General features: G+C 67.7%; 22 protein-coding genes. 11 read left to right on the top strand and 11 right to left on the bottom strand.

Annotated features, from left to right (window positions below; translation table 11 throughout):
• Nucleotides 1-78 precede the first annotated feature (78 nt).
• The 7 genes from gyrA to dnaA all read right to left on the bottom strand — a co-directional run bounded on the left by gyrA (nt 79) and on the right by dnaA (nt 12,175).
• Nucleotides 79-2,718 (bottom strand): DNA gyrase subunit A, encoded by a 2,640-nt coding sequence (gene gyrA, locus ACIRJT_RS23350; RefSeq protein WP_403912098.1) that lies wholly within the window; start codon nt 2,716-2,718, stop codon nt 79-81.
• Nucleotides 2,719-2,765: 47 nt separating this feature from the next.
• Nucleotides 2,766-4,835 (bottom strand): DNA topoisomerase (ATP-hydrolyzing) subunit B, encoded by a 2,070-nt coding sequence (gene gyrB / locus ACIRJT_RS23345; protein ID WP_215103611.1) that lies wholly within the window; start codon nt 4,833-4,835, stop codon nt 2,766-2,768.
• A 447-nt stretch (nt 4,836-5,282) separates the two neighbouring features.
• Complete coding sequence (locus tag ACIRJT_RS23340; protein ID WP_371627916.1) at nt 5,283-5,786, bottom strand: DUF721 domain-containing protein; 504 nt, start codon at nt 5,784-5,786, stop codon at nt 5,283-5,285.
• A gap of 206 nt (nt 5,787-5,992) precedes the next feature.
• Entirely contained in the window at nt 5,993-7,123 is a 1,131-nt protein-coding gene (recF, locus tag ACIRJT_RS23335) for a DNA replication/repair protein RecF (RefSeq protein ID WP_403912093.1), read from the bottom strand.
• A 67-nt stretch (nt 7,124-7,190) separates the two neighbouring features.
• Nucleotides 7,191-8,075, bottom strand: a complete 885-nt coding sequence (gene gnd, locus ACIRJT_RS23330; protein ID WP_403912091.1) for a phosphogluconate dehydrogenase (NAD(+)-dependent, decarboxylating) — start codon at nt 8,073-8,075, stop codon at nt 7,191-7,193.
• A gap of 171 nt (nt 8,076-8,246) precedes the next feature.
• Entirely contained in the window at nt 8,247-9,377 is a 1,131-nt protein-coding gene (gene dnaN / locus ACIRJT_RS23325) for a DNA polymerase III subunit beta (protein ID WP_073799901.1), read from the bottom strand.
• A 938-nt stretch (nt 9,378-10,315) separates the two neighbouring features.
• A complete protein-coding gene (gene dnaA / locus ACIRJT_RS23320; protein WP_403912088.1) occupies nt 10,316-12,175 on the bottom strand; it encodes a chromosomal replication initiator protein DnaA in 1,860 nt (619 codons plus the stop codon).
• 380 nt (nt 12,176-12,555) lie between these two features.
• On the opposite strand from dnaA, the gene rpmH reads away from it, so the two are divergent.
• From rpmH to ACIRJT_RS23275, 9 genes are all read left to right on the top strand, one after another.
• Nucleotides 12,556-12,693, top strand: a complete 138-nt coding sequence (rpmH, locus tag ACIRJT_RS23315; RefSeq protein ID WP_003967884.1) for a 50S ribosomal protein L34 — start codon at nt 12,556-12,558, stop codon at nt 12,691-12,693.
• A 19-nt stretch (nt 12,694-12,712) separates the two neighbouring features.
• Nucleotides 12,713-13,084 (top strand): ribonuclease P protein component, encoded by a 372-nt coding sequence (gene rnpA / locus ACIRJT_RS23310; protein WP_403912085.1) that lies wholly within the window; start codon nt 12,713-12,715, stop codon nt 13,082-13,084.
• Nucleotides 13,081-13,440, top strand: coding sequence for a membrane protein insertion efficiency factor YidD (gene yidD / locus ACIRJT_RS23305; RefSeq protein WP_073768205.1), 360 nt, complete (start codon nt 13,081-13,083; stop codon nt 13,438-13,440). The genes rnpA and yidD overlap by 4 nt, the downstream gene beginning before the upstream one ends.
• 3 nt (nt 13,441-13,443) lie before the next feature.
• Complete coding sequence (yidC, locus tag ACIRJT_RS23300) at nt 13,444-14,709, top strand: membrane protein insertase YidC (RefSeq protein WP_403912082.1); 1,266 nt, start codon at nt 13,444-13,446, stop codon at nt 14,707-14,709.
• Nucleotides 14,710-14,722: 13 nt separating this feature from the next.
• Entirely contained in the window at nt 14,723-15,238 is a 516-nt protein-coding gene (locus tag ACIRJT_RS23295) for a protein jag (protein WP_403912079.1), read from the top strand.
• A 109-nt stretch (nt 15,239-15,347) separates the two neighbouring features.
• A complete protein-coding gene (gene rsmG, locus ACIRJT_RS23290; protein WP_403912076.1) occupies nt 15,348-16,064 on the top strand; it encodes a 16S rRNA (guanine(527)-N(7))-methyltransferase RsmG in 717 nt (238 codons plus the stop codon).
• A gap of 328 nt (nt 16,065-16,392) precedes the next feature.
• On the top strand, nt 16,393-17,469 hold the full coding sequence (locus ACIRJT_RS23285) for a ParA family protein (protein WP_403912074.1): 1,077 nt from the start codon (nt 16,393-16,395) through the stop codon (nt 17,467-17,469).
• Complete coding sequence (locus tag ACIRJT_RS23280; protein WP_403912071.1) at nt 17,466-18,557, top strand: ParB/RepB/Spo0J family partition protein; 1,092 nt, start codon at nt 17,466-17,468, stop codon at nt 18,555-18,557. The genes ACIRJT_RS23285 and ACIRJT_RS23280 overlap by 4 nt, the downstream gene beginning before the upstream one ends.
• A gap of 304 nt (nt 18,558-18,861) precedes the next feature.
• Nucleotides 18,862-19,479: a GNAT family N-acetyltransferase gene (locus ACIRJT_RS23275; protein ID WP_403912068.1), complete on the top strand. Its 618-nt coding sequence runs from the start codon at nt 18,862-18,864 to the stop codon at nt 19,477-19,479.
• 99 nt (nt 19,480-19,578) lie between these two features.
• Here ACIRJT_RS23275 and trxA read toward each other — a convergent pair whose 3' ends face one another.
• The 4 genes from trxA to sigM form a co-directional block, all read right to left on the bottom strand.
• Nucleotides 19,579-19,911 carry a thioredoxin gene (trxA, locus tag ACIRJT_RS23270; protein WP_403912065.1) on the bottom strand — a complete coding sequence of 111 codons (333 nt, stop codon included), beginning with the start codon at nt 19,909-19,911 and terminating at the stop codon, nt 19,579-19,581.
• 46 nt (nt 19,912-19,957) lie between these two features.
• Complete coding sequence (trxB, locus tag ACIRJT_RS23265; protein WP_398612808.1) at nt 19,958-20,929, bottom strand: thioredoxin-disulfide reductase; 972 nt, start codon at nt 20,927-20,929, stop codon at nt 19,958-19,960.
• Between the two features lie 125 nt (nt 20,930-21,054).
• Complete coding sequence (locus ACIRJT_RS23260; protein WP_403912063.1) at nt 21,055-22,020, bottom strand: hypothetical protein; 966 nt, start codon at nt 22,018-22,020, stop codon at nt 21,055-21,057.
• On the bottom strand, nt 22,017-22,736 hold the full coding sequence (sigM, locus tag ACIRJT_RS23255; protein WP_403912061.1) for an RNA polymerase sigma factor SigM: 720 nt from the start codon (nt 22,734-22,736) through the stop codon (nt 22,017-22,019). Before sigM ends, ACIRJT_RS23260 begins: the two co-directional genes overlap by 4 nt.
• 168 nt (nt 22,737-22,904) lie before the next feature.
• Between sigM and ACIRJT_RS23250 the strand changes: the two genes are divergently transcribed.
• On the top strand, nt 22,905-23,399 hold the full coding sequence (locus tag ACIRJT_RS23250) for a hypothetical protein (RefSeq protein ID WP_402095505.1): 495 nt from the start codon (nt 22,905-22,907) through the stop codon (nt 23,397-23,399).
• A gap of 430 nt (nt 23,400-23,829) precedes the next feature.
• Nucleotides 23,830-24,375, top strand: coding sequence for a hypothetical protein (locus ACIRJT_RS23245; protein ID WP_403912058.1), 546 nt, complete (start codon nt 23,830-23,832; stop codon nt 24,373-24,375).
• Nucleotides 24,376-24,485 lie beyond the last annotated feature (110 nt).

Below are 24,485 nucleotides of genomic sequence, written 5' to 3'. Positions count from 1 at the left end.
GTCCGTGGCAGGGCCACGGGCACCGTTCGCTCCAGCTCCGGAAGCGGCCGAACCGGCGCCCGTGGCTCCACTCACGCTCTACTCCTCGTGCTCCCCGGTCGAAGGCTCCGTGCCCTCGACAGTGCCCTCGATCACGCCCTCGGCGTGAACCTCGGCCGCCTCGCCCTCGACGTCATCGGTCCCATCGACCTCTTCCGCCTCACGGCCGGCCTCAGCGTTGCGCGCGATGCCGACGACGGCGTCGCGCTTGCCCAGATTGATCAGTTGAACGCCCATGGTGTCACGGCCCGTCTCCCTGACTTCATTGACTCGCGTACGAATCACACCACCGCCGAGCGTGATGGCGAGAATCTCGTCGGTCTCCTCGACCACCAGCGCACCGACGAGCGATCCGCGGTCCTCCACGATCTTGGCGGCCTTGATGCCGAGGCCGCCGCGGCCCTGGACGCGGTACTCGTCGACGGGGGTCCGCTTCGCGTACCCGCCGTCGGTAGCGGTGAAGACGAACGTACCGGGCCGGACGACATTCATCGAGAGCAGTTCGTCGCCCTCGCGGAAACTCATCCCCTTGACCCCCGAGGTGGCACGGCCCATCGGGCGCAGCGCGTCGTCCGTCGCGGTGAAGCGGATCGACTGGGCCTTCTTGCTGATGAGCAGCAGATCGTCCTCGGCCGACACCAGCTCGGCGCCGATCAGCTCGTCGTCGCCGCCGTCCGGCATCTCGCGCAGGTTGATCGCGATGACACCGCCCGAGCGCGGCGAGTCGTAGTCCTTGAGCGCGGTCTTCTTCACCAGACCGCCCTTCGTCGCCAGGATCAGGTACGGCACGGCCTCGTAGTCGCGGATCGCGAGGATCTGGGCGATCTTCTCGTCCGGCTGGAAGGCCAGCAGGTTGGCGACGTGCTGGCCGCGCGCGTCCCGGCCGGCGTCCGGGAGCTCGTACGCCTTGGCCCGGTAGACCCGGCCCTTGTTCGTGAAGAACAGCAGCCAGTGGTGGGTCGTCGAGACGAAGAAGTGGTCGACGATGTCGTCTTCCCGCAGCTTCGTCCCGCGCACGCCCTTGCCGCCGCGCTTCTGCGAGCGGTAGTCGTCCGTCTTCGTGCGCTTCACATAGCCGCTGCGGGAGATCGTGACGACGATGTCCTCCTCGGCGATCAGGTCCTCGATGGACATGTCACCGTCGAAGGGCACCAGCGCCGAGCGCCGTTCGTCGCCGAACTTGTCGACGATCGCCGCCAGCTCCTCGCTGACGATGGTGCGCTGCTTGGCGGGCGAGGCCAGGATCTCGTTGTACTCGTTGATCTTCGCCTGGAGCTCGTCGTGCTCGGCGGTGATCTTCTGGTGCTCCAGCGCGGCCAGTCGGCGCAGCTGCATCTCCAGGATCGCGTTGGCCTGGAGCTCGTCGATCTCCAGAAGGCCCATCAGGCCCTCGCGCGCGATCTCCACCGTGTTGGAACGCCGGATGAGGGCGATGACCTCGTCGATGGCGTTCAGGGCCTTGAGGAGGCCGCGCAGGATGTGCGCCCGCTCCTCCGCCTTGCGCAGCCGGAACTTCGTCCGCCGGACGATGACCTCGATCTGGTGCGTCACCCAGTGGCGGATGAACGCGTCGATCGACAGCGTGCGCGGCACCCCGTCGACGAGCGCCAGCATGTTCGCGCCGAAGTTCGTCTGGAGGTCGGTGTGCTTGTACAGGTTGTTCAGGACGACCTTGGCGACCGCGTCCCGCTTGAGGACGACGACCAGGCGCTGACCCGTACGCGAGGAGGTCTCGTCGCGGACGTCCGCGATCCCGCCGACCCTGCCGTCCTTGACCAGGTCGGCGATCTTCTGCGCGAGGTTGTCGGGGTTGGTCTGGTACGGAAGCTCCGTGACGACCAGGCACTGGCGGCCCTGGATCTCCTCGACCGCGACGACCGCGCGCATCGTGATGGAACCACGGCCGGTGCGGTACGCCTCCTCGATGCCCTTGCGGCCCACGACCAGCGCGCCCGTGGGGAAGTCGGGGCCCTTGATGCGCTCGATCAGCGCGTCCAGCAGCTCCTCGTGGGAGGCCTCGGGGTGCTCCAGGTACCACTGGGCGCCGGAGGCGACCTCGCGGAGGTTGTGCGGCGGGATGTTGGTCGCCATGCCGACCGCGATGCCCGCGGAGCCGTTGACCAGCAGGTTCGGGAAGCGCGCCGGCAGGACCGTCGGCTCCTGGTTGCGGCCGTCGTAGTTGTCCTGGAAGTCGACGGTCTCCTCGTCGATGTCCCGGACCATCTCCATGGACAGCGGCATCATCTTGCACTCGGTGTACCGCATGGCGGCGGCCGGGTCGTTGCCCGGGGAACCGAAGTTGCCGTTGGAGTCCACCAGCGGCATCCGCATCGACCAGTGCTGCGCGAGGCGCACCAGGGCGTCGTAGATGGAGGAGTCGCCGTGCGGGTGGTACGTGCCCATGACGTCGCCGACGACGCGGGCGCACTTGTAGAAGCCCTTCTCGGGGCGGTACCCGCCGTCGTACATCGCGTACAGCACCCGGCGGTGGACGGGCTTGAGGCCGTCCCGTACGTCGGGCAGCGCACGCGAGACGATGACGGACATCGCGTAGTCGAGGTAGGAGCGCTGCATCTCCGTCTCGAGCCCGACGGGCTCGACACGCATGCCCACACCGGGGACGGTCTCTTCCTCGGGCGTCACGGGTTCAGGTGTCACAGGGGTGTTCTCGTCGGCCATTGCTGGTCAAAGTCCTTTCGAGCTGCGGCGTCGCTGGTACGGCCGACTCAGATGTCGAGGAAGCGGACGTCCTTGGCATTGCGCTGGATGAACGAGCGCCGTGCCTCGACGTCCTCACCCATGAGCACCGAGAACAGGTCGTCGGCCTGCGCCGCGTCGTCCAGCGTGACCTGGCCGAGGACCCGGTGGTCGACGTCCATGGTCGTGACGCGCAGCTCTTCGGCGTTCATCTCGCCGAGGCCCTTGAAGCGCTGGATCGAGTCTTCCTTGATCCGCTTGCCGTTCTGCTTGCCGAGCGCCACCAGGGCGTCGCGCTCCCGGTCCGAATACGCGTACTCGAAGTCGTCCCGGCCCCACTTGATCTTGTAGAGCGGCGGGCGCGAGAGGTAGACGTGCCCGGCCTCCACCAGCGGCCGCATGAAGCGGAAGAGGAAGGTCAGCAGCAGGGTGTTGATGTGCTGACCGTCGACGTCGGCGTCCGCCATAAGAATGATCTTGTGATAGCGGAGCTTCTCGATATCGAAGTCCTCGTGGACCCCGGTGCCGAACGCCGAGATCAGCGCCTGGACCTCGGTGTTCTGGAGGATCTTGTCGATCCGGGCCTTCTCGACGTTCAGGATCTTGCCGCGGATGGGCAGGATCGCCTGGTACATCGGGTTGCGGCCGGACTTCGCCGAACCACCGGCGGAGTCACCCTCGACGATGAAGATCTCGCACTTGGTGGGGTCGTTCGACTGGCAGTCGCTGAGCTTGCCCGGCAGCGAGGCGCTCTCCAGCAGCCCCTTGCGCCGCGTCAGGTCACGCGCCTTGCGGGCCGCCACCCGGGCGGTCGAGGCGGCGATGCCCTTGCGGATGATGTCGGCGGCCTCGTTGGGATTCCGGTCGAACCAGTCCGTCAGCTGCTCGTGCACGACCTTCTGCACGAAGGTCTTGGCCTCCGTGTTGCCCAGCTTGGTCTTCGTCTGGCCCTCGAACTGCGGCTCGCCCAGCTTCACCGAGATGATCGCGGTGAGGCCCTCGCGGACATCCTCGCCGGTGAGGTTGTCGTCCTTCTCGCGGAGCAGCTTCTTGTCGCGCGCGTACCGGTTGACCAGCGAGGTCAGCGCCGCACGGAAGCCCTCCTCGTGCGTACCGCCCTCGTGCGTGTGGATCGCGTTGGCGAAGGAGTAGACACCCTCGGTGTACTGCGTGTTCCACTGCATGGCGATCTCGGCCGAGAGGAGACGGTCCTTGTCCTCGGCCTCGATGTCGATCACCGACTGGTGAATGACGTCGCCCTTGCGGGAGTTGAGGTACTTCACGAAATCGACGATGCCGTTTTCGTAGTGGTACGTGACCGTGCGGGCGGTCTCCTCCTCGGCGGGCTCGACCGCGTCCGCGCTGTCCGCGCCCGCCGTCGCCTTCGCCGACTCCCGCTCGTCGGTGAGCTTGAGAGTGAGGCCCTTGTTGAGGAACGCCATCTCCTGGAAGCGGCGGGAGAGGGTCTCGAAGCTGTACTCGGTGGTCTCGAAGATGTCCCCGTCGGCCCAGAAGGTGACCGTCGTACCGGTCTCCTCGGTGGCCTCGTGCTGGGCCAGCGGGGCGGTCGGGACACCGAGCTTGTAGTCCTGGGTCCAGCGGTGGCCGTCGGTCTTGACCTCGACGGCGACCCGGGTGGACAGGGCGTTGACGACGGAGACGCCGACGCCGTGCAGACCGCCGGAGACGGCGTAGCCGCCGCCGCCGAACTTGCCGCCCGCGTGCAGCACGGTCAGCACGACCTCGACGGCCGGCTTTCCTTCGGACGGCACGATGCCGACCGGGATGCCCCGGCCGTTGTCGATCACGCGCACCCCGCCGTCGGGGAGGATCGTGACGTCGATGGTGTCCGCGTGGCCCGCCATCGCCTCGTCGACCGAGTTGTCGACGACTTCCTGCACCAGGTGGTGCAGGCCGCGCTCACCGGTCGAGCCGATGTACATGCCAGGCCGCTTGCGGACCGCGTCCAGCCCTTCCAGCACAGTGATCGCGCTGGCGTCGTACGAGGCGGCGACCTCGCCGTGCTCGCCCGCTGTGGACGGAATGTTCTCGTTGGGGTTGCCGGAATCGGCCACGAAGCGCCCTTTCTGGCACAGCACAGGCCGTTCTCCGGACAGGCGGGAGCGGCTGCGTCGTTCGGCTTGTATCGACGACTCCCGCCTCAGCGGCGGGATTACTCACCAGTCTACCGGTAGCACTGACATGAATGGGGGTTTGCCGGTACCTGAGTACGCATGTGCCGCCCTGAATGAGCGGCTGACGACTCCCCATATTCGGGAAGGGGCTCCAAGAGGCCCTGAAGGGCTTTGAGCGCTTCGGCCTGTCAACCTCTCGCTACGGTGAGGGACGCCCCGGCCGTACCGGCCGGTTTCCTCTCGAGCGAACCCTGACGAACCCGCCCATACTCCCGCCCGGTACACGACAAGTTTACGCCAAAAGTGCAGATCAGCGCGGTCAACGGTCGTCCTTCCGGAAGCGGCGGCAGGAGCGGGCAACCCGACCGCGGGCCCACCGCGGCCCGCCCTCCTCCGCCCGGCGGCCCGCCCTCACCCGTAGGTGTCGCCCGGACCCTTGCTGCCGGGTGCCCGCAACCGACCGAACCGGCGCTCCGGGCCCCCCGGCCCGACCACCTTGATCATCCGTACGGTGCCCTGCCCCAGATCCGCGTTCAGCCGGGCCACCAGCTGCGGAGCCAGCAGCCGCAGCTGCGTCGCCCACGCCGTCGAGTCGCAGCTCACGGTCAGCACCCGGGCGTCCGGATCGTCGTCGTACCGCAGGGGCACGCAGTGGTTCGCCAGATCGTCGCCGACGATCTGCGGCCACCGCCCCATCACCCCGCCGACCGCCGCGGGCGTCTCCCAGCCCCGCTCGGTGATGAGCCGGTTGATCGCGGAGCCCAGCGGCTGGGGATCCCGGCCGTCCGACCGCGCCCCCGAGCGCAGCCCGCCACCCCGCCTGGCCTGCTTCTTCTGCTGCGCCGCCGCGCCCCGCGCCCTGGCCTGCTCCTTCGCCGCCCGCAACGCGACCCGGGCGAGATCGACGCCGGTCACCTCGGGCGGCTTCGGCACTCCTCCGGGCGCCCCTGGAGACGCCCCGGCAGAGGCCCTGGGCGAAGCCCCGGAAGCGGCCGGATCCGGCAACGCGTCTCCCGGCCCACCGCCCCGGCCCGCGGCCGTGCCCTTCGCGCGAACCGCTCCCGTACCGCCCGCGCGGGAGGCCGATCCCCGTGCGCCCGCACCGCTCTCGCCCCGGCCGGTCATACGCGCTCCACCTCGCCCGCGGTCACCGCGTACCGCGCCCCCGCCAGCACGCCCGGAACGTCCTGGGCCACCGCGGCCGTCACGAGCACCTGCTCGCCGGGAGCCACCAGCTCCGCCAGCCGCTCCCGGCGACGGGCGTCCAGCTCGGCGAAGACGTCGTCCAGCACCAGCACCGGCTCGTTGCCCTCGGAGCGCAGCAGCTCGTAACTGGCCAGCCGCAGGGCCAGCGCGTAACTCCAGGACTCGCCGTGACTCGCGTACCCCTTCGCCGGCATGGACCGCAGGCCGAGCAGCAGGTCGTCGCGGTGCGGGCCGACGAGGGTCACGCCCCGCTCGATCTCCTGTTTGCGGACCCCTTCGAGCGCCGCGATCAGCTGTTCGTACAGCTCGTCGCGGGTGCGTGCGGGACCCACGTCCTCGCCGACCGAGCTGCGGTACTCCAGCGCCACCGGACCGCCGCCCGGCGCGACGTCGCCGTACGCCTTGTCGGCCAGCGGCTGGAGCGTGGCGATCAGATCGAGGCGCTGCGCGAGCAGCTCCGCGCCCACCCTGCCCAGGTGCTGGTCCCAGACGTCGAGCGTCGACAGGTCCATCGAGCGGCCGCCGTGCCGTCGGGCCATCGCCGCGGACTTCAGCAGGGTGTTGCGCTGCTTGAGCACCCGCTCGTAGTCGGAGCGGACCCCGGCCATCCGGGGCGACCGCGCCGTGATCAGCTCGTCCAGGAACCGGCGCCGCTCCCCGGGGTCGCCCTTGACCAGGGCCAGATCCTCCGGCGCGAACAGCACGGTCCGGACGATCCCGAGCACGTCACGCGGTCTGACCTGCGAGGACCGGTTGATACGGGCCCGGTTGGCGCGGCCGGGGTTCAGCTCCAGCTCGATCAGCTGGGATCGCTCGCCCTGGGTGACCGCCGCACGGATCACCGCCCGCTCGGCGCCCATCCGCACCAGTGGGGCGTCCGAGGAGACCCGGTGGCTGCCTAGGGTGGCGAGATAGCCGACGGCCTCGACGAGGTTGGTCTTGCCCTGCCCGTTGGGCCCCACGAACGCGGTGACGCCCGGGTCGAGAGGGACCTCGACCCGGGCGTACGAGCGGAAGTCGGCCAGCGAGAGGTGGGTGACGTGCATGGTGGCCGACCTCTCCCGATGGTGCTTCGCAGGTTGTTGCGCTGCCGACGCGTCGCCGGCGTTCCGATCAGTTCTCGGACTTGGACTCGACCGCGTGCCCGCCGAACTGGTTGCGCAGCGCGGCGATCATCTTCATCTGCGGCGAGTCGTCCTGGCGCGAGGCGAACCGCGCGAACAGCGACGCCGTGATCGCGGGCAGCGGCACCGCGTTGTCGATCGCGGCCTCCACCGTCCAGCGGCCCTCGCCCGAGTCGGCGGCGAAGCCCCGGAGCTTGTCCAGGTGCTCGTCGTCGTCGAGCGCGTTGACCGCGAGGTCGAGCAGCCAGGAACGGATGACCGTGCCCTCCTGCCAGGAGCGGAAGACCTCGCGCACGTCGGTGACGGAGTCGACCTTCTCCAGCAGCTCCCAGCCCTCGGCGTAGGCCTGCATCATGGCGTACTCGATGCCGTTGTGGACCATCTTCGCGAAGTGGCCGGCGCCGACCTTGCCCGCGTGCACGGAGCCGAAGTCGCCCTCGGGCTTCAGCGCGTCGAAGATCGGCTGGACCTTCGCCACGTTCTCCTCGGTGCCGCCGTACATCAGGGCGTAGCCGTTCTCCAGGCCCCAGACACCGCCGGAGACTCCGCAGTCGACGAAGCCGATGTCCTTGATGCCCAGCTCGACGCCGTGCTTCTCGTCGTCGGTCCACCGCGAGTTCCCACCGTCGACGACGACGTCGCCGGGCGAGAGCAGATCGGCGAGCTCGTCGATCGTGGACTGGGTCGCGGCACCGGCCGGGACCATGACCCAGACGACCCGCGGGCCCTTCAGCTTGCCCACAAGCTCTTCGAGACTGTGGACATCGGCGACATCCGGGTTGCGGTCGTAACCGATGACGGTGTGGCCTGCGCGGCGGATGCGCTCGCGCATGTTGCCGCCCATCTTGCCGAGGCCGACGAGACCGAGCTCCATCAGAGATTCCTTAAGCGTCGTGGCGATAAGCGTCGGGGCGTGTGCGCCCAGGACCGAGCCTACGCCCGGCGGGGGACAGCGCGGCGGGCCCGCTCCGCGCCGAGCGGGCCCGCCGGAAACTGCCGCGGATACGTCCCCCGGTCGGCCGGGGGTGGCCGGGATCGGCCGGGATCAGCCGGAGAGGCGGACCGGCATGATCAGGTACTTGTACGCGTCGTCCGCCTCGGCGTCGAGGGCCGGGCGCCCACTGAGCAGGGCGGGCTTGGTCGACGTGGTGAACGAGAGCTGGGCGACCGGGGAGTCGATCGCGCTCAGACCGTCCAGCAGGAACGTCGGGTTGAAGGCGATCGAGATGTCGTCGCCCTCCAGCACCGCGTCGACGCGCTCCACAGCCTGTGCGTCGTCACTGGAACCGGCTTCCAGGATGAGGACGCCCTGCTCGAAGCTGAGCCGTACGGGGGTGTTGCGCTCGGCGACCAGGGCCACGCGCTTGACGGCCTCGACGAAGGGGGCCGTCTCGATCACCGCGACGGAGTTGAACTCGGTCGGGAAGAGCGTGCGGTACTTCGGCAGATCGCCTTCGAGCAGCCGCGTCGTCGTCCGGCGGCCGGCGCCCTCGAAGCCGATCAGGCCCTCGCCCGCGCCGGAACCGGAGAGCGCCAGGGTGACCGTGTCGCCGCTCGTGAGCGCCTTGGCGGTGTCCAGGAGCGTCTTGGCGGGCACCAGGGCGACCGCGGACGCGTCGGCGTTCTCCGGCTTCCACAGGAACTCACGGACCGCGAAGCGGTAGCGGTCGGTGGAGGCGAGGGTGACCGTGTCGCCCTCGATCTCGATCCGTACGCCGGTGAGCACCGGCAGGGTGTCGTCGCGGCCGGCGGCGATGGCGACCTGGGCGGCGGCCGAGGCGAAGACCTCACCGGGGACGGTGCCCGTGGCGGTCGGCATCTGCGGCAGCGCGGGGTACTCCTCCACAGGCAGTGTGTGGAGGGTGAAGCGGGAGGAGCCGCAGACGACCGTGGCCCGCACACCGTCGGTGGAGATCTCCACCGGGCGGTTGGGCAGGGCGCGGCAGATGTCGGCGAGCAGCCGGCCGGAGACGAGCACCGTGCCGTCCTCGTCGATCTCCGCGTCCACGGAGACCCTGGCGGAGACCTCGTAGTCGAAGCTGGAGAAGCTGAGAGCTCCGTCCTCGGCCTTCAGCAGAAGACCCGCGAGAACGGGCGCCGGCGGACGGGCCGGGAGGCTGCGGGCCACCCAGGCCACCGCCTCCGCGAGTACATCGCGCTCCACCCGGATCTTCACCGGAACCGCCTCCTGCTGTTGCTCGCTCGCCCTGCTGGCCTTCGTCGTCTGGACCGGAGCTCCCTGCCGAGGGCTGGGGAGGCTCCGGGGTCCAGTCTGACGTACGGCACCGACAGTCGTTGCTGCTCGGGGTCAAGTCGGGCCGAGAGCTTCGCGGCGGTCGACGGCCGAGTTGTCCACAGCACCCACTTCGAAGCTGATTCCTTGCTAACTCTGGGTGGTAGTAGTAGTAGGCCTTGTGGATACCGTGGATAACGTCGTTTGCGCAGGTCAGCGACTGTTTTTTGTCCACCGCCCCTGTGGGTGGCGCCCGTGGAAAACCAGGGCTTTCTGTGGACGGGCGGAAGTTCTGCACACCCGATGCACAGGAGGGGGCCACTTCTCCCCAGGCCTGTCCCCAGCTTTACCCACGTTCCCCACAGCCCAACCGACCACCTTGGTGTGACGCCTTTCACTCCGGGCGGTGAGAGCGTGTGTTGCGTTGCCGAACAGTGGACAGAGGTGTGGAGAAGCGGCAAGAAGCTGGGGACAACGAGGCTCAGCCTGTGGGTCGCCGGTGGACAACCGCGATGACCTCCTGTGGACGAAAACTCTGTCCACAGGCTGTGGATGACGGTTGACCACAAATCCCCAGCCAGGTGACCTGGCCTGATGGAGTATCGGCAGCGAGCCCTGTGGACGCAATATGGACAACTTCCCAGTCCCCAGGCTGTGGACGGAAGATTTCTCCCACATCTGTGGAGAAGAGCCTCTGAGCAGCCCGTATTCGAACAGCGCGGGCTCGACGGAACGCTCGACGCGGGCCTCGAACAGCCCGATGGTGGCTCCGGACAGCCCGCTGCGGGGCCCCGGGAACGCGAAAAGCGCCTGGCGCGGACCGTGGAGGTCCGTGCCAAGCGCCCTGAGAAACGCTTCGGGAGAAGTCCCGGAAGCCGGCGTCAGCCGTTCTTGATGCGGTTGGTCAGCTCGGTGACCTGGTTGTAGATGGAGCGGCGCTCCGCCATCAGCGCGCGGATCTTCCGGTCCGCGTGCATCACCGTCGTATGGTCGCGGCCGCCGAACTGCGCACCGATCTTCGGCAGCGAGAGGTCGGTCAGCTCGCGGCACAGATACATGGCGATCTGGCGCGCCGTCACCAGGACCCGGCTGCGCGAGGATCCGCAGAGGTCGTCCACGGTGAGGCCGAAGTAGTCCGCGGTCGCCGCCATGATGGCCGGCGCGGTGATCTCCGGCGCCGATTCCTCACCGCCCGGGATCAGGTCCTTCAGGACGATCTCGGTCAGTCCGAGGTCCACCGGCTGCCGGTTGAGCGAGGCGAAGGCGGTCACCCGGATCAGGGCGCCCTCCAGCTCACGGATGTTGCGCGAGATCCGCGAGGCGATGAACTCCAGGACCTCCGGCGGGGCGTTGAGCTGCTCCTGCACCGCCTTCTTGCGGAGGATCGCGATCCGGGTCTCCAGCTCGGGCGGCTGGACGTCCGTCGTCAGACCCCACTCGAAGCGGTTGCGCAGCCGGTCCTCCAGCGTCACCAGCTGCTTGGGCGGCCGGTCCGAGGAGAGCACGATCTGCTTGTTCGCGTTGTGCAGCGTATTGAAGGTGTGGAAGAACTCCTCCTGCGTCGACTCCTTGCTCGCCAGGAACTGGATGTCGTCGACCAGCAGGATGTCCACGTCGCGGTAGCGCTTGCGGAAGGTGTCGCCCTTGCCGTCGCGGATCGAGTTGATGAACTCGTTGGTGAACTCCTCCGAGCTCACGTACCGCACCCGGGTCCCCGGGTAGAGGCTCCGCGCGTAGTGCCCGATGGCGTGCAGCAGGTGGGTCTTGCCGAGCCCCGACTCCCCGTAGATGAAGAGGGGGTTGTACGCCTTCGCGGGCGCCTCGGCGACGGCGACGGCCGCGGCGTGCGCGAACCGGTTGGACGCCCCGATGACGAAGGTGTCGAAGAGGTACTTCGGGTTCAGCCGGGCGTGCGGTTCGCCGGGGCCCGGCGCGGGGGCCGGCTGGGCGCCCATCGGGCCGGGGACCGAGCCGCCGGTCCGATGGGGGCCGTGGCTGCTCTGGCGGGGCCCGGGCTGCTGCTGGTCCTGCCGGTCGGGGCGCTGCTCGTACCCCTGGTGCTCGGGCGGCGGTGACCGGTAGTCGTGCTGCGGCTGCTGGGGGCGCCCGGTGCCGTACGGCTCGCGCCACTGCTCCGGGTGCTGCTCCCGGTACTGCTCGTTCTCACGCTCCCGGTACGACTCGCTCTCGCGGTACGGCTCGCCGGAGGGCTGCTCGCGGTCCTGGTATCCGCCGTGCCGCGGCTGCTGCCAGGAGAGGTCCTCCTGGGTGCGCGGCCAGGCGCCGGGCTCCGGGCGCTGCTGCTGGTAGTCGGGGTAGGCCGGCCGGGCCGTCGGCATCCCGTCGTCGGAGGGCCGGTGGCCGTATCCGTCGTACGCGTCGTCGCGCGGCTGCGCCGGGTAGCGGTGGCCCTGCTGGCTCTGGTGCGACTGGTGCATCGGGGGCGCCGGCGGGGAGGGCGGTTCGCCCGCGGAGTCGTCGACGGTGATGGCGATCCGGATGGGGCGGCCGCACTCGCGGGTCAGCGTCTCGCTGATGAGCGGCGCGAGCCGGCCCTCCAGGACGCGCTTGCCCCATTCGTTGGGGACGGCCAGCAGCGCGGTGTCGGCGACGAGTGCCAGGGGCTGGCAGCGCTCGATCCACTGCTTGTCCTTCGGCTCGATGCCCTGCTGACCCTCCCCGAGGAGTTGTTCCAGCACTCGCGGCCACACTGCGGCAAGATCGGCAGGTACGTCAGCCACAAGGCACGCTCTCTCGCATGTCCCACGAATGTGTGGTTCTCGGGACGGGATGGGTCGGGTCGGGTGAGGCCCGGCAGTCGGGAAGGAAAGAACCGGAGTTCAGCCACGGTAGTCAGGCGGAGCCGCGTGGTTCAAGTTGTTGTCCACAGGCTGTGCACAATGAGGGGCCACGCGAAGCCGGTTTGACCGGATGGCGTAGCCGCGCGTACCGTGACCAGGTCGAGTTGTCGATGGCTGCTGCCGCCTGCCTCCGATGGGCAAAGATCACGATCTGTGATTGTGAAGCGGTGCACTAAGGCGTTTACGCGAGTTCCTCGTGGGCGCACGGTGACAGCCAGGCGATGTCCCGCCAACACACGAATCATTTCTGGAGCCCCCGAGTGAGCAAGCGCACCTTCCAGCCGAACAACCGTCGTCGCGCCAAGACCCATGGCTTCCGGCTGCGCATGCGTACCCGTGCCGGCCGTGCGATTCTCGCGAACCGCCGTGGCAAGGGCCGCAGCAGCCTGTCCGCCTGATCGCCAACAGGTCCATGACGTGCTGCCTACCGAGAATCGGCTGAGGCGGCGCGAGGACTTCGCGACCGCGGTACGACGAGGACGTCGAGCCGGACGTCCACTGCTCGTCGTCCATCTACGCAGCGGTGACACGGACCCGCACGTGACGGGGGAGACTGTTCCCCCGTCACGTGCGGGTTTCGTTGTCAGCAAGGCCGTGGGGGGCGCAGTCGTCCGTACCGCGGTGAAGCGGAAGCTTCGCCACCTGGTCCGCGACCGGCTGGCTCAGCTGCCCCCCGGTAGCCTTGTTGTCGTACGGGCGCTGCCCGGTGCGGGCGACGCCGACCATGCACAGCTGGCCCGAGACCTGGACGCCGCCCTTCAGCGGCTGCTGGGAGGGGGCGCGCGATGAAGTACCCGCTGCTTGCTCTCATCAAGCTGTACCAGTGGACGATCAGTCCACTCCTCGGGCCTGTCTGCCGTTACTACCCGTCGTGTTCCCACTATGGATATACGTCGATCGACAGGCACGGTGCCATCAAGGGAACAGCGCTGACGGCCTGGCGCATCCTGCGGTGCAATCCGTGGTCACCCGGCGGTGTGGATCATGTTCCGCCACGCAAGCGTCCGCGGTGGCACGAGCTGCTGCGCAATGCCCTGCGCGGCGAAAAGGGCGGGGAGACCGCCGCTGATGTGCCGCCCGGGGGGTCGGTCTCCGAACCTCCGAGCCCGGCCGCAGAGACCTCGCCCAATGCTCAAGGAGCCTGATTAGTGGACACGATTGCCAGTCTGTTCAGCTTTATCACCACACCCGTCTCATGGGTCATCGTTCAGTTCCACAAGGTCTACGGGGCGCTCTTCGGCGACGACTCCGGCTGGGCCTGGGGCCTGTCGATCGTGTCCCTGGTGGTGCTGATCCGGATCTGCCTGATCCCGCTCTTCGTGAAGCAGATCAAGTCGACCCGCAACATGCAGGTGCTCCAGCCGAAGATGAAGGCGATCCAGGAGCGCTACAAGAACGACAAGCAGCGTCAGTCCGAAGAGATGATGAAGCTGTACAAGGAGACGGGCACCAACCCGCTCTCCTCGTGCCTTCCCATCCTGGCGCAGTCCCCGTTCTTCTTCGCCCTCTACCACGTGCTGTCGTCCATCGCCTCGGGCAAGAAGATCGGGGCGATCAACCAGGACCTGCTGGACAGCGCGCGTCAGGCGCACATCTTCGGCGCCCCGCTGGCCGCGAAGTTCACTGACAGCGTCGAGAAGGTCACCTCGCTCGACGCTTCCCTGATGGACGTCCGGATCGTCACCGCGATCATGATCGTGCTGATGTCGGCGTCGCAGTTCTTCACGCAGCGCCAGCTGATGACGAAGAACGTCGACCTGACGGTCAAGACCCCGTACATGCAGCAGCAGAAGATGCTGATGTACATCTTCCCGGTCATCTTCGCCGTGATGGGCATCAACTTCCCCGTCGGTGTCCTCGTCTACTGGCTGACCACGAACGTCTGGACCATGGGTCAGCAGATGTACGTGATCAACCAGAACCCGACGCCGGGCAGCAAGGCGCAGGACGCTTACCTCCAGCGGGTCCTCAAGAGCGTGTCCGCCCATGAGCAGGTGCGCGGCCGCACCCGTCGCAACACCGTCAAGGCCATCGTCGCCAAGGGCCCCGACCGTAACGACATCGAGCGCAAGTTCATCACCGGCCTCGGCAAGCTGGGTCTCGCGGCCCAGGAGGACGGCACGGTGCAGAAGAGCGAGACCGCCGCGGCCGACGCCGAGGGCAGTCAGGCGCACAAGCGCCAGCAGCCCAAGCGCCAGACCAAGGCGAAGCGCCAGACGGCCGGTGCCACGGCCGGTGGAGCCAAGGACACGGAGTCCTCGGAAGCCGGTTCCACGACCTCGCTCGAGAAGCAGGACGCACCGCAGGACGACAAGCCGAAGTCGGCGGGCAAGCCCGCCTCCGGCTCCTCACGCCAAGCCAAGTCCGGGCAGCGCAAGGGTCCGCAGCGGCCCAAGCACCCGTCCAAGAAGTAGAAGGAGTCCATCCGTGACGGAAGGCACCACCTCCACGGCCGCCGCTGAGGCCGGTAGCGACACCCTGACCCGCCTGGAGCAGGAGGGCGAGATCGCGGCCGACTATCTCGAGGGGCTGCTCGACATCGCCGACCTCGACGGCGACATCGATATGGACGTCGAGGCGGACCGGGCCGCGGTGTCGATCATCAGCGAATCGGCGCGTGACCTCGAGAAGCTCGTGGGCCGTGACGGTGAGGTCCTGGAGGCGCTCCAGGAGCTGACGCGACTGGCCGTCCACCGGGAGACGGGCGACCGCAGCCGGCTGATGCTGGACATTGGTGGCTTCCGGGCCAAGAAGCGCGAGATCCTCGCGGCGCTGGGTGCCAAGGCCGCGGACGAGGTCAAGAGCTCGGGCGAGCCGGTGAAGCTGGACCCGATGACGCCGTTCGAGCGCAAGGTCGTGCACGACGCGATCGCCGCGGCCGGTCTCCGGAGCGAGTCGGAGGGCGAGGAGCCGCAGCGCTTCGTCGTCGTTCTCCCGGCCTGACCGGATCCTTGTACTGTCGGCCCCGTCTGTTCGCAGGCGGGGCCGATCTTTGTCAGCCTGAAAGTCAGCCACCCACAGTGCGCTAGTGCGGTATGGAAGGACGGTCCCCGTGACGGAGGCAGCAGAGCTCCCCCAGGCACCTGCGGAGGCGCAGGCGGTGTTCGGAGAGCTCTTCCCGGAGGCTGTTCGGTACGCGGAGCTTCTCGCGGATGCGGGGGTCAAACGAGGCCTGATCGGGCCGCGTGAGGTCCCCCGGCTGTGGGAGCGGCACCTGCTGAACTGCGCGGTGCTCTCCGAGGTCGTGCCCAAAGGCGTCACCGTCTGCGATGTGGGCTCCGGCGCCGGCCTGCCCGGCATCCCGCTGGCTCTGGTGCGTCCCGATCTCAAGATCACCCTGCTGGAGCCGTTGCTGCGGCGGACGAACTTCCTCCAGGAAGTCGTCGAGCTGCTCGGCCTGGACCATGTGACGGTCGTGCGCGGCCGGGCCGAGGAGGTCCTCGGGACGCTTCAGCCCGTTCATGTGGTGACCGCCCGTGCGGTGGCGCCGCTGGACCGACTGGCGGGCTGGGGCGTGCCCCTGCTGAAGCCCTACGGAGAGATGCTCGCGCTCAAGGGCGACACTGCCGAGGAGGAGCTCAACGGCGCCAGGGCGGCGCTCAGCAAGCTCGGTGTCCTGGAGACCGAGGTGCTCCACGTCGGTGAAGGCCTGGTCGACCCGCTCTCCACCGTGGTCCGTGTCGTGGTGGGAGAGAGCCCGGGCGGTGTGAGGTTCGCCGCAAAGAGGGCCAAGGCCGCTCGGACGGAGCGGACGCGCAGGCGCCGCTGAGGAGGCACTGCGGGGCGGCGCCGCCGTCCGGACGGGAGCACTGTTCGGCAGTACGGTATGCGGATTCTGACGGCTCTTGAGTCGCTTAGCAGTGGTTCTTCCGGAAAGTAGCGATACGTACCCCGTGCGGAGTGTCGTGGCCTGGTAGTTGCTTCGCAGAGGCATCGTGTTTCACGTGAAACGTCGCTCTCTGCTGCAGGGAATCATCGGCCGCGGTCGTGCGGCTGCCACGCCTCGCGACCGCAAGCCCGGACGGGTTGCCGAGTTGTCCACACGCACGGATTCATCCACAGAACAGCGGGCCTCGCTGGTTCACGACCCCGAAAGCATGGCAGGCTCTGTTCATTGCGAGCCTGAAGTCGAGGAGAGTGAATCCTTGCGGTCCGACGCCAACCTCGCGGGACCGATGACCGACCCGGTCCCCGGTCCCCGAACCGAGTCCGTGGGTGAGGGTGTTTCACGTGAAACACCGCCGCCGATGGACGACACACCCATCGGCCGAGCCGCTCAGCTGGCGGTCGAGGCCCTCGGCCGCGCCGGCGAAGGGCTGCCCCGCCCTGACCGCACCCGCGTCATGGTGGTGGCCAACCAGAAGGGCGGAGTCGGGAAGACGACCACGACGGTCAACCTTGCCGCTTCCCTCGCCCTGCACGGTGCCCGCGTTCTGGTGGTCGACCTCGACCCGCAGGGCAACGCCTCCACGGCTCTGGGCATCGATCACCACGCCGAAGTTCCCTCGATCTACGACGTCCTGGTGGAGAGCCGCCCGCTCTCCGAGGTGGTCCAGCCCGTACCGGACGTCGAAGGCCTCTTCTGTGCCCCCGCCACCATCGATCTCGCCGGTGCGGAGATCGAGCTGGTCTCGCTGGTGGCACGGGAGAGCCGGCTCCAGCGAGCCATCCAGGCGTACGAGCAGCCGCTGGACTACATCCTCATCGACTGCCCGCCCTCGCTGGGTCTGTTGACGGTGAACGCGATGGTGGCCGGAGCCGAAGTGTTGATTCCCATCCAGTGCGAGTACTACGCGCTGGAAGGCCTGGGTCAGCTTCTGAGGAACGTCGACCTGGTGCGGGGGCATCTGAATCCGGACCTGCACGTCTCGACGATCCTGTTGACGATGTACGACGGCCGGACGAGGCTCGCCTCGCAGGTCGCCGAGGAGGTCCGTACCCACTTCGGCAAGGAAGTGCTGCGGACGAGCATCCCGCGGTCGGTGCGCATCTCGGAGGCGCCGAGCTACGGGCAGACCGTGCTGACCTACGACCCGGGGTCCAGCGGTTCGCTCTCGTATCTCGAGGCGGCCCGGGAGATCGCCCTGCGGGGCGTCGGGATGCACTACGAGGCTCAGCACGCCCACACGAGCAGTCAGAACAGCCAGCAGAACGTTTCGGAGGGCATTCAGTGAGTGAGCGTCGTAGAGGACTGGGGCGTGGGCTCGGTGCGCTGATCCCCGCCGCTCCCCAGGAGAAGCAGGTGTCGGCGCCCGGAGGCGGTGCGGCGTCGTCCGGCGTGGGTCCGGTTCTGACGGCGCGCGGGGTGGCCGCTGCGAAGGTGACCGGGCTGCCTTCGGCCCCGGTGGTGCCGGAGCCGGCGTCCACCCCGGAGGGCCGGTCCGAGCAGGATGCCGGGACGTCCGGCGCGTACTTCGCCGAGCTGCCGATCGGGACGATCACCCCGAACCCTCGCCAGCCCCGTGAGGTCTTCGACGAGGACGCGCTGGCCGAGCTGGTCGTCTCCATCAAGGAAGTCGGTCTGCTCCAGCCGGTCGTCGTCCGGAAGGTGGGCCCGGACAGCTACGAGCTCATCATGGGTGAGCGTCGGTGGAGGGCCTGCCGTGAAGCGGGCCTGGAGCGGATTCCGACCATCGTCCGCGCCACGGACGACGAGAAGCTGCTCTTGGACGCGCTGCTGGAGAACCTCCACCGGGCTCAGCTGAACCCGCTGGAAGAGGCCGCCGCCTACGACCAGCTGCTCAAGGACTTCAAGTGCACCCACGACCAGCTGGCCGACCGGATCGGCCGTTCGCGTCCGCAGGTGACGAACACGCTGAGGCTCCTGCGGCTCTCGCCGCCGGTGCAGCGCCGCGTCGCCGCAGGCGTTCTTTCGGCCGGCCACGCTCGTGCGCTGCTGTCCGTGGACGATTCCGAGGAGCAGGACCGGCTGGCTCACCGCATCGTCGCCGAAGGGCTCTCGGTGCGTGCGGTCGAGGAGATCGTGACGCTCATGGGCTCGCGACCCACGAGCTCTGCGAAGCCGAAGGGGCCGAGGGCCGGTGGCCGTCTGTCCCCTGCTCTGACCGACCTGGCGACGCGTCTGTCCGACCGCTTCGAGACCCGGGTGAAGGTCGACCTGGGGCAGAAGAAGGGCAAGATCGTCGTCGAGTTCGCCTCGATGGAGGACCTGGACCGGATCCTCGGCAGTCTCGCCCCGGGCGAGGGCCGTGTGCTGGAGAGCCGTCTCGGCGAGACGTCCGAGAAGGACGACGAGGGCTGAGCAGCGGGACCTGAGGAAGGGCGGGCCGTGCGCCGGGTGGATACCGGAACACGGCCCGCCCTTTGCCCTCTCTCGGTATCCGCACCACCTCTGGGTGGATACGATGCGATCTGGGACGGCGCATCCACGGTGATCGACCTCAGAGGAGGGCGGAGGCCTTGCGAAGAGTGAGCCGCAGTCGGCTCGTCACGGTCGGACTGGGCCTGGGCGCCGTCGGGGGATTCGTCGGCAGTCTGTTCCATGAACGGAGCACCCTGGCAGCCGCACGTGGTGCGGTGGGCGAAGGAAGTGAGGGATCGCCGTCATGGGGCGTCGACTCGCACCACTCACCCTGGACAACCTTCCGGATCTCCCCGAGCGTTGCCGCTCGTGCGTCTTCTGGGAGCTCGACCCGGTCAGTGGGGAAGCCGCGGTAAAGGCGGGCAAGTCGGAGCTGGAGAAGGAAGCCTGGATCTCCGCCGTCCTCCTGGAGTGGGGGTCCTGCGGCCGGGTGGTCTATGTGGACGATGTGCCGGCGGGCTTCGTGCTCTACGCCCCGCCCGCGTACGTCCCCCGCTCGACGGCTTTCCCGACCAGCCCCGTCTCCCCCGACGCCGTCCAGCTCATCACCGGACTGATCATTCCGGAGTATCAGGGCCAAGGGCTGGGCCGCGTCATGGTGCAGACAGTGGCGAAGGATGTTCTGCGCCGTGGTTTCAAGGCGATCGAGGCCTTCGGAGACGCGCGGTCCGAGCAAGCCACCTGTGTACTCCCCGCGGAACATCTGCTGGCCGTGGGCTTCAAGACCGTGCGGCCGCATCCCGTTTATCCACGGTTGAGGCTGGAGCTGCGGACGACGCTCTCCTGGAAGGAAGACGTGGAGATGGCGCTCGACCGGTTTCTGGGGGCGGTCCAGAAGGAACCGGTGTTGCGGCCGTTGTGATGCCGGGTCGTTGCTGCAGCGCCATACGGAACGGGCCCACCCCTTCAGGGGGGTGGACCCGTTTCACGTGAAACATCGCGCTGGAGCGCTGCTGCGCGATCAGGTGCTGATGAAGCCTTCGAGGTCGCGGAGGATCGCGGCCTTCGGCTTGGCGCCGACGATGGTCTTGGCGACCTCGCCGCCCTGGTACACGTTCAGGGTCGGGATGGACATCACGCCGTACTTGGCAGCGGTGGCCGGGTTCTCGTCGATGTTGAGCTTGACGATCTCGATCTGGTCCCCGTGCTCTGCTGCGATCGCCTCCAGCGACGGGGCGATCTGGCGGCACGGGCCGCACCAGGCAGCCCAGAAGTCCACCAGAACGGGCTTGCCGCTCTTGAGGACGACCTCGTCGAAGGTGTCATCCGTAACGTGCTTCAGGTCGCCGGCCACGGCGGCCTCCTTAGTCTCTCGGGGTGGTGGGGTGCGGTGCGGACGTTCAGACGGCCGGGGTCTTCTCCGGCTCGGCGGGCTCCGCGTCGGCCAGGGCCGCGAGGAAGCGCTCGGCGTCCAGTGCGGCGGAGCAGCCGGTGCCCGCTGCCGTGATGGCCTGACGGTAGGTGTGGTCGACCACGTCTCCGGCGCCGAAGACGCCGGTGAGGTTGGTGCGAGTGGAGGGCGCCTCGACCTTCAGATAGCCCTCGTCGTCGAGCTCCAGCTGGCCCTTGAAGAGCTCGGTGCGCGGGTCGTGGCCGACGGCGATGAACAGTCCGGTCACGGGGAGCTCGGAGGTCTCACCGGTCTTGGTGTTGCGCAGGGTCAGACCGGAGAGCTTCTGGTCGCCCTTGACCTCGGCGACCTCGCTGTCCCAGGCGAACTTGATCTTCGGGTCGGCGAAGGCCCGGTCCTGCATGGCCTTGGAGGCACGCAGGGTGTCACGGCGGTGGACGATGGTGACGGACTTGGCGAAGCGGGAGAGGAAGGTCGCCTCCTCCATCGCGGTGTCGCCGCCGCCGATCACGGCGATGTCGTGGTCCTTGAAGAAGAAGCCGTCGCAGGTGGCGCACCAGGAGACGCCGCGTCCGGAGAGGGCGTCCTCGTTGGGCAGTCCGAGCTTGCGGTGCTGGGAGCCGGTCGTGACGATGACGGCCTTGGCGCGGTGGACGGTGCCCGCGGTGTCGGTGACGGTCTTGACGTCACCCGTGAGGTCGACCGAGACCACGTCGTCGGGGATCAGCTCGGCACCGAAGCGCTCGGCCTGGGCCCGCATGTTGTCCATGAGCTCGGGGCCCATGATGCCGTCCTGGAAGCCGGGGAAGTTCTCCACGTCGGTGGTGTTCATCAACGCACCACCGGCCGTGACGGCGCCCTCGAAGACCAACGGATTCAGCGAGGCGCGGGCGGTGTACAGCGCGGCGGTGTACCCAGCCGGTCCGGAGCCGATGATGATCACATTACGGACGTCGCTCACGGGTCTCTTCCTCGTTTCTGCAGACTGCCTAACTGCCTACGGGGTCGGTTCTACGACTCACACCCCACCCAACGGATCCTACGGCTGATGCATTCCCGAACGTGCCGCAGCGGTCGCGGACCGTTTCAGGGGCGGTCGTAGACGCGGGTCAGCAGCAGTTGCCCGGTGGACTCCGGAGCGGTGTCCACGCAGGAGGCGGCCACGAGATAGGCCTGTACGCGTGAAGGGTCGCTCGGGTGCGGCAGGACGACGAGATAGGTGTCCGTTCCCTGGTACGTCCCCTCGTCGAGGGCGAGGGCCGGCGTGGTGCGGCCGGTGGCCTGCTGGACACACGGGGGAACGGCCACGGCAGGGGCCTTCAAAGGGCTCCTGGACGTCTCGGTGTCGGGGGTGATGGCCTCGCTCGTCGACTTGGTGTCCGCGCCCGGCGGCACCTTCTTGGCACCGGGGCTCTCCCGGCCGGCTCCACTGCCCAGGAGGTCCTGCACCTGGGATTCCAGCGTGCCGTCGGCGTAGGCGTGCGCGCCGCTGTCCGCGGCGCTGACTCCGCTGTCGGCCGCGGTCTTGGAGGAGTCACCGGACGGGGCGATGGACTGGAGGAAGAAGACACCCATCCCGATGACCGCGGCGCCGAACGCGGTGCCGAGGACCACCGCGCGTCGCCGCCGACGGGTGGGACGGCGACCCGGTCCGGTAGCGGCAGAGGAACGGCCCGTAGGACGGTCCTGGGCGGAGGCGCCGATGCTCCTGGGAGCGGGCTTGCTCGTCTCTCGGTCGGTCGTGTCTTCGGCGGTCGTTGTTTCACGTGAAACAACGACCGGTTCGTCCACGGCGGGAGCGGCGGGGCGGGCCTCCGCCGCGAGTGCCGCGTCGATGCGGGCGGCGATGTCCTCGGGCATCGGCTCGGGTGCCGGCATCGTTCCGAGCAGCTCTCGAATCTCTTCCAGGGAGTCCCGGACCTCCGTGCAGAGGGCGCACCCGGTTACGTGCTGCCGGACTTCCTCAGTGCGGGAAGGGGAGAGCAGCCCCTCGGTGAGATCGGAGATCTCGGTGACCTCCGGGTGCTGAGCCGTGTCGGCCGTGGATGTCACGGGCGCCCACCTCCTCCCTTCGTAGCGGTAGGGTCGCTTGCTCCTGCGTCTCTGGGGCCTGACGCAGATGGGACGGATGCTCCGGGCGTCCGGTTCCTTCCGTCCGCTTGGTTCTCCCCTTCGGGGGCCTGTCCCCCGGCTTCCGCGCGCAGGTGCCGGACCAGGGGAGCCAGTCTCGACCGGCCCCGTGCACATCGGCTTTTAACGGTGCCGGTCGGCACCTCGAGGATGCTGGCCGCCTCCGCGACGGGGTAGCCCTGCATGTCGACGAGGACGAGCGCCGCCCGCTGCTCGGCAGGCAGCGTGGCCAGGGCTTCCTGGAGCTGACGGTGGAGGTCCTGCCGCACGGCAGGGGCTTCGGCCGATTCGTGGGGTTCCAGGAGCTGATCGAGTCGTTCGGCGTCGTCCACGGGGGACGTCTTGCGGGAGGCGGCCTTGCGGACCCGGTCGAGACAGGCGTTGACGGTGATCCGGTGCAGCCAGGTGGTGACCGCGGACTGGCCGCGGAAGGTGTGGGCTGCGCGGAAGGCGTTGACGAGGGCGTCCTGGACCGCGTCGGCCGCTTCCTCCCTGTCCCCCAGGGTGCGCAGCGCCACGGCCCAGAGCCGATCGCGATGGCGGCGTACGAGTTCACCGAAGGCGTCGGGATCGCCCGCCACGTGCTGGGCGAGCAGGTCCGAGTCGCTCGGGCCAGTGCCTGCGGAACCGGCGCCCATTCTGTCTCCCCAAGCTGCACAGAAGGCCACTTTAAGGGTGAAAGTGCCTTGGATTCTGATCGACACTATCTCAGACAGTTGATAACCTCTTCAAGGTCCGGGCGGAAAATGATGAAATATTCTGCCCAGCTAAAGCAAAATATAAAATTCTGCACTTAAGGGATATCTATGTACAAGAGATTCCGTACCGCTTCAGCCGCTCTTGCCGTTGCCTGTTCTGCAGTGGTGGGAGTGCTTGGATCCGCCTCCGCCGCGAACGCGTCGATATCGGTCGACACCAACAAGATAGGCAACTGCGACGACAGCTGTATCACTTTCTTCTACAACTCGAACTACGGTGGTTCGCGGACGACGATCAACTCGACCGGCGGCGCTGGAGGCATCTCCAACCTGGCCCCGTACACCTTCCTCACCTCGGGGAGTGGTCAGGGAGTTTCGCTGAAGAACAACGCCGCATCGATTCAGACCAGGCTTCCCGGTGTCGGGGTGAATGTGGCGGTCTATTACAACAGTGGATATGCGGGCGCCTGCGACGCGATGCGGGCAAAGAACAGTGAATTTGGATATCTTCCCCAATTGAAGGCTACCTACAACAACAACGCTTCGGTTTACTTCCGGGTCAGCGGTTCGCCGAGTGGGAACTGCACGATCTGGTCGAGCTGACCTGATCCGGAATATTCTCGTCGCTTGGCAGGCGTTCTTTTCGAACGCCTGCCAAGCGTTTTATGTGAGGCGTGGGAAAGTGAATATTTCGCAGCTCCGTTGTACGAAAGTGCTGCTGATCGGGTCGGTCATTGTTCTGGGCGGCTGCGCGGCTCCGTCGGAGCCTGTTCGGTCAGCTCCTCAGCCGGAGAGCTCGGTAGGTCGTACTGACCCTGACAAGGCACTCCGGCTCCCCATCGATGAGTACGGTGTGCCTCCTGAGGATCATGCGGTTGTCCAGAAGGCAAAAATTCATCTGACGAATGCTTGTTTGAAGCGGCTTGGCTCTTCCTATTCGCTGCCCCCGGCCGAGGATCCTACTGAAGAAGCAGAAATCAGCAGACGGTACGGAATATCGGATCGAGGGACGGCGGCGAGGTACGGATACCACATGCCGCTTGCAGCGCCTGGCGCGGAGGGGAAGCTGAAACCTCTCTCGGACGAGGACAAGCGACTCGCCTTCGGAGAGCAGGGGGACGGAGGAAGCGCGAAGGGTGAAGCTGTCCCCGATGGAGGTTGCTACGGTGAGGCAGAAGCGAAGATAAATGAGGCCGGTGTGCCGGAGGCTGCCATTTTGTTCGCTTCCCAGGTCAACAGAGAAAGCTTTGAGCGTTCCATCGGCGATGCGCAGGTCGATGCGGTCGTGAAAGCGTGGTCGAAATGCATGGCCGTATCCGGATACTCCTATGCCTCCCCTTTGGAATCCGTGGGAGATCAAAAGTTCCATGATTCCGAGAAGCCCAGCGCCGAAGAGAAGCAGGTGGCTCTGACTGACCTGGAGTGCAAGAACCGGGTCGGTCTCATCGGGAAATGGGGCCGCGTGGAGGCCAGGATGCAGAAAGAGGCGATGAGCCGGGATCCTGAAAAGCTGATGCAGCTGAAAGCTTTTCAGGAATCCCAGCTTCGAAACGCCCGCAAAGCCCTCTCGGTGTCCTGAGAGCGGTCCCGTAGCCACTGAGCTGTTTCCAACCTCAGCTTGAGCATGTCAGATACAGGGTGAGGACCGTACCCGCAGCAACCGCTGCAAGCGCTGAACACTTCGCGAAG

It is taken from the genome of Streptomyces sp. NPDC102283 (assembly GCF_044766265.1).
Lineage (GTDB): Bacteria > Actinomycetota > Actinomycetes > Streptomycetales > Streptomycetaceae > Streptomyces.
The sequence above is the reverse complement of the archived record's forward strand: the minus strand, read 5'-3'. Positions and strand labels throughout refer to the sequence as shown.

Excerpts from the sequence above, each read along its gene's own strand:
- gyrA (WP_403912098.1), bottom strand. The coding sequence starts at position 2,718 with ATGGCCGACGAGAACACCCCTGTGACACCTGAACCCGTGACGCCCGAG.
- recF (WP_403912093.1), bottom strand. The coding sequence starts at position 7,123 with ATGCACGTCACCCACCTCTCGCTGGCCGACTTCCGCTCGTACGCCCGG.
- gnd (WP_403912091.1), bottom strand. The coding sequence starts at position 8,075 with ATGGAGCTCGGTCTCGTCGGCCTCGGCAAGATGGGCGGCAACATGCGC.
- yidD (WP_073768205.1), top strand. The coding sequence starts at position 13,081 with ATGAAGTACCCGCTGCTTGCTCTCATCAAGCTGTACCAGTGGACGATC.
- ACIRJT_RS23285 (WP_403912074.1), top strand. The coding sequence starts at position 16,393 with ATGGCAGGCTCTGTTCATTGCGAGCCTGAAGTCGAGGAGAGTGAATCC.
- ACIRJT_RS23275 (WP_403912068.1), top strand. The coding sequence starts at position 18,862 with ATGGGGCGTCGACTCGCACCACTCACCCTGGACAACCTTCCGGATCTC.
- sigM (WP_403912061.1), bottom strand. The coding sequence starts at position 22,736 with ATGGGCGCCGGTTCCGCAGGCACTGGCCCGAGCGACTCGGACCTGCTC.
- ACIRJT_RS23250 (WP_402095505.1), top strand. The coding sequence starts at position 22,905 with ATGTACAAGAGATTCCGTACCGCTTCAGCCGCTCTTGCCGTTGCCTGT.
- ACIRJT_RS23245 (WP_403912058.1), top strand. The coding sequence starts at position 23,830 with ATGCCGCTTGCAGCGCCTGGCGCGGAGGGGAAGCTGAAACCTCTCTCG.